Origin of the sequence: Pseudoalteromonas sp. TAE79, from assembly GCF_000498015.1 — a bacterium.
GTDB lineage: Bacteria > Pseudomonadota > Gammaproteobacteria > Enterobacterales > Alteromonadaceae > Pseudoalteromonas.
On the sequence record NZ_AUTL01000198.1, the window covers coordinates 1 to 3763 of the forward strand.

At 37.7% G+C, this 3763-nt stretch carries 7 protein-coding genes, 1 pseudogene and 1 other annotated feature; of the genes and pseudogenes, 7 read left to right on the forward strand and 1 reads right to left on the reverse strand.

Annotated features, from left to right (window positions below; translation table 11 throughout):
- Positions 1-587 (forward strand): IS5 family transposase (locus tag L655_RS0114935; protein WP_024603875.1); only part of this gene is annotated, 587 nt, incomplete at its 5' end.
- Here the strand turns inward: L655_RS0114935 and L655_RS0114940 are convergent.
- Positions 556-753, reverse strand: a complete 198-nt coding sequence (locus L655_RS0114940; RefSeq protein ID WP_024605454.1) for a hypothetical protein — start codon at positions 751-753, stop codon at positions 556-558. The two genes, L655_RS0114935 and L655_RS0114940, sit on opposite strands and share 32 nt — an antisense overlap.
- Before the next feature lie 66 nt (positions 754-819).
- Between L655_RS0114940 and L655_RS0114945 the strand changes: the two genes are divergently transcribed.
- The 6 genes and pseudogenes from L655_RS0114945 to L655_RS0114965 all read left to right on the forward strand — a co-directional run.
- Entirely contained in the window at positions 820-1224 is a 405-nt protein-coding gene (locus tag L655_RS0114945; protein WP_080670028.1) for an AHH domain-containing protein, read from the forward strand.
- Positions 1225-1228: 4 nt separating this feature from the next.
- On the forward strand, positions 1229-1819 hold the full coding sequence (locus tag L655_RS0114950; RefSeq protein WP_024605456.1) for a DUF1629 domain-containing protein: 591 nt from the start codon (positions 1229-1231) through the stop codon (positions 1817-1819).
- A 21-nt stretch (positions 1820-1840) separates the two neighbouring features.
- A pseudogene (locus L655_RS1000000128060) lies at positions 1841-2018 on the forward strand (integrase); the annotation flags it as partial.
- Between the two features lie 246 nt (positions 2019-2264).
- Positions 2265-2975, forward strand: coding sequence for a hypothetical protein (locus L655_RS0114955; protein ID WP_024605457.1), 711 nt, complete (start codon positions 2265-2267; stop codon positions 2973-2975).
- 47 nt (positions 2976-3022) lie between these two features.
- Positions 3023-3343 carry a transposase gene (locus L655_RS0114960; RefSeq protein WP_024604194.1) on the forward strand — a complete coding sequence of 107 codons (321 nt, stop codon included), beginning with the start codon at positions 3023-3025 and terminating at the stop codon, positions 3341-3343.
- Positions 3301-3417, forward strand: a sequence feature (AL1L pseudoknot). It overlaps the preceding gene by 43 nt.
- The coding region (locus L655_RS0114965; protein WP_139016270.1) for an IS3 family transposase at positions 3346-3763 on the forward strand (418 nt) is incomplete at its 3' end. Its footprint overlaps the feature before it by 72 nt.

Genomic DNA, 3763 nt, shown 5'->3' on the forward strand with positions numbered 1-3763 from the left:
CTATCTACAGACGGTTTAATTTATGGTCCAAAAAAGGGATTTTGAATGAACTGTTTCGCGCATTATCTCGTGATGCGGACATGGATTGGGTCTTCATTGATGGCAGTATTGTCAGGGCTCATCAACATAGTTGCGGTGCAAGAACTGCTGACAATGAATCAATTGGAAAGAGCCGAGGTGGAAATTCTACGAAAATTCATCTTGCAGTCGATAGCGGAGGGTTGCCTGTTTATTATGAATTATCCTGTGGAAATACGCATGATATCGTCCATGCAGAGTCACTCGTAGCTAATTGCCCAACAAGTAATATGGTTGTCGCAGATAAAGGCTACGACAGTGAAAAACTGAGAGCGTTTGTTCGTGATAATAACGCTACACCCGTTATTCCACGTAAGGGCAACAGTTTAGTAGGCAATGAAGATATTGACTGGTGCATGTACAAATATCGGCACTTGGTTGAGAATGCATTTGGCCGTATTAAGCAATATAGAGGGATAGCCACGCGGTATGAAAAGCTTGAACGAAATTATCATTCAATGCTCGCTTTAGCATTTACTATGATGTGGCTACCAATGTGGGCTGATTGATATATGTACTACAAAGATCAACAGCCCCTAATGCTTTTTGAGGAAATACATCTGTTGTTACAAATTTATTTACTTCACCTGCATTATCTAAGTCGTGTTCAACGGCTAATACTTGAGATGAGATTAAAAGTGATAAACATGAGAGTGGGAGTTTGATTTTATTCACATTAACGTCCTTATTTGATTGTTTTAGAGTCTATAAAGTAAACATAAAATATTACAATTGCAACACATGAAAAGCCACTCCAAGAAGTTAGCTGAAAATATGGCTAAAGTTGGTAGAGGAAAGCTTCCTAAAAATACAGCCGCACATCATATTGTCTCTTGGAATGCCATGCGAGCAGCACGTTCTCGTATGCGGTTAGCGGCATTTGGTATTGACATTGATCATGAAGCTAATGGCGTATATTTACCATTACATAAAGCTCACGTTCCTCTGGAGTCAATGCCTGACGCTTATGCACACGCAACCATCCATACGAAAAAATATTATTTGAATGTAGAGTTTCTTCTTGACCAGTCAATCAACAAGGGATTAGGACACAGAGGGATAATTGAAGCATTACGTCAAATTTCAGATGGCCTTGAAGATGGTGAATTCCCAATCCATACAAAACTAAGTGGAACTCAGGTTTAATAATATGAAAAGTTTTAATAAAGTATATGGTTTTAATATAAACCCTGATTTATACCTTTACCTCAATGAAACAGGTTTCGAGCAAACGATGCAATTAACAGAAGGCCAAATTTTACTTTTTGATGGCCATTCAATGACAGATAACTGGCGCACTCTTGGAGTTAACTGGCTCATTGATGAGCATGATGTAAACGCTGGGCTTCAAATACCAGATATTGCAGGACTAGGAGCTACTTCTTATGTTTTATCAAAAGAAGTTAAAGCAATAATGGAACCTAATTTAGGACACAATGTTGAATATCTTAAATGTGATTTGCAAGGTGAAACTTGGTATGCGCTAAACCTAGTTGGTTTTGAAGATGCTCTAAACCACGACCTTACTGAGCACAATTATAATAAACGTGGTGAAATAAAAATGATAAAGCCGTTCAAGCGCTTAGTAATAGATAAGTCAAAAGTAGAAAATACAGCTTTATTTCGCACAAAAGAAACGGGATTGAGTTACATAACTACAGATGCAGAAAATAGTTTTTACTCTTTAATAAAAGAGAATAACCTTACTGGAATCGATTTTCATGAAATAGAAGCTATCTAGCTTTACAAGAAGCTCAAACATGTAGATAAGACCCAATATGGTACTCATTCAATGAGACGTACCAAAACATCACTAATTTATAAAAAACTAAAAAGCCTTTCAGCTTCTACTTGGCCATAGAAAACTAGAAAGAACTGTCAGGTACTTAGTAATAGAAGTTGATGATGCGTTAGACCTCTCAGAACAGATCGAAGCTTAATTTGAATCTAAGTTAAGATCTGGCATGTGCCAATCTTTGACTGTCAGATTTAATTGAGCCCTGTTAATCGAATCTGAAAGATGAAACTAAGACTTATGCATTTTAGTGTGCATTTTAGTAGATTTTTACATTTTTGTATTTATTTCTAGACAAAAAAGTATGTTTAGTACCTAAAATAGGTTTGCATATTAATCATGTGAGAATATGGTGGTTTAGGAAATAAAATTAACTATAAGGACATATCATATGAAAAAAATATTTCTCCCTTTGATTTTACTATTTGGAGCTAGCTTTCAGACTCAAGCTCTAGATGTAGAGCCTATGAATAATAAATACTCTCAAACTAAGAATATGGAATCGTTTGAGTTAAACATCTTACAAAGAAGCACGCTGGAAGATATTATACAGAATGCTAATTCAGATAAACGAATTGATGCTGAAAGTGAAGATGGACTTAAAGACACATTCGGAGATTTAAGTCGAAAAGTTTCTTATTCGGGTGTTGAAATGCTAAACATGAATTTGAAATTTGAGGGAATAGCTTCACCTAACATCTCTTTAAAGCCAACTAATCTAACGTATGGCAGAGATTTAAAGTTAAGAAGTGTTGAGTTCAAATCACAAAACAAAAAAATAAAAGCTAGGCTGTATTCATTCGAGGAGAGTAATGAAAGTGCTGAGCCATCTGAGCTTTATTATGAGTTAATTGTTAGCACTAATGAAAGTGAAAAATTCATAAGGTTTTCAGCGGATTGGGAAGTTATTAGTGCTACAGAGACAAAGCGACTGCAAAAGCCCTCCCAATCGGGTGATCACACAATAGAAGTAAGTGATGGGTTAATTAAAGACAACTTAGTTGCTGCTCCTGTTAATTCTTATGCATCAAAGTCTATTAATGGCTGGGCTGTAAAAATGCCGTTAGATCCAAAAACATCTCTAGAAAACACAATAGGTTGAATCGCCCCGTGTTTGCCAGAGACTCAATAACTTGAGAAACTGGAACTATGAAAAAATCAAATCGCTATACATCAGAATTTCGTGAACGTGCAATTAGGCTTGTTACCACACAACAGCATGAATACCCTTCTCTTTGGGCTGCGCTAGTATCGATTTCAGATAAACTGGGATGTACCCCAGAAACACTTAGAGCATGGGTCAAGAAATCTCAAGCTCAACCGTCTAAACCCTCTTCTAATACGCCATCAACTGAAGAACGCCTTGCCATCTTAGAGCGCGAGAATAAAGAGCTCAAGCGAACGAATGATATCCTGAGGCAAGCTGCCGCTTTTTTCGCCCAAGCGGAGCTCGACCGCAAACAGAAGTAATAGTGGATTTTATTGATGCTTGCAGAGAGCATTACGGTGTCGAGTCAATTTGCAAGGAATTGCCGATTGCACCATCAACGTATTATTCTCATAAACAGATACAAAGAGAGCCTGAGCGACTGTCTAACCGCAAAAAGCGTGATGCTGAGCTGATAATACTCATTCGCGAAGTGTGGGAGGATAATATGTCAGTTTATGGTGCAAGAAAAATATGGAAGCAGCTACAGCTTGACGACCATCAAGTCGCCCGCTGTACAGTCGAACGATTGATGCGAGTTATGGGAATTCAAGGTGTTCGTCGGGGTAAAGCACATAAGACAACGATACCTGACGAGCAACAAGATAAGCCACTTGATTTAGTTAATCGTCAATTTACTGCTGAGCAGCCAAATCAACTTTGGGTAGCTGACATCACCTATG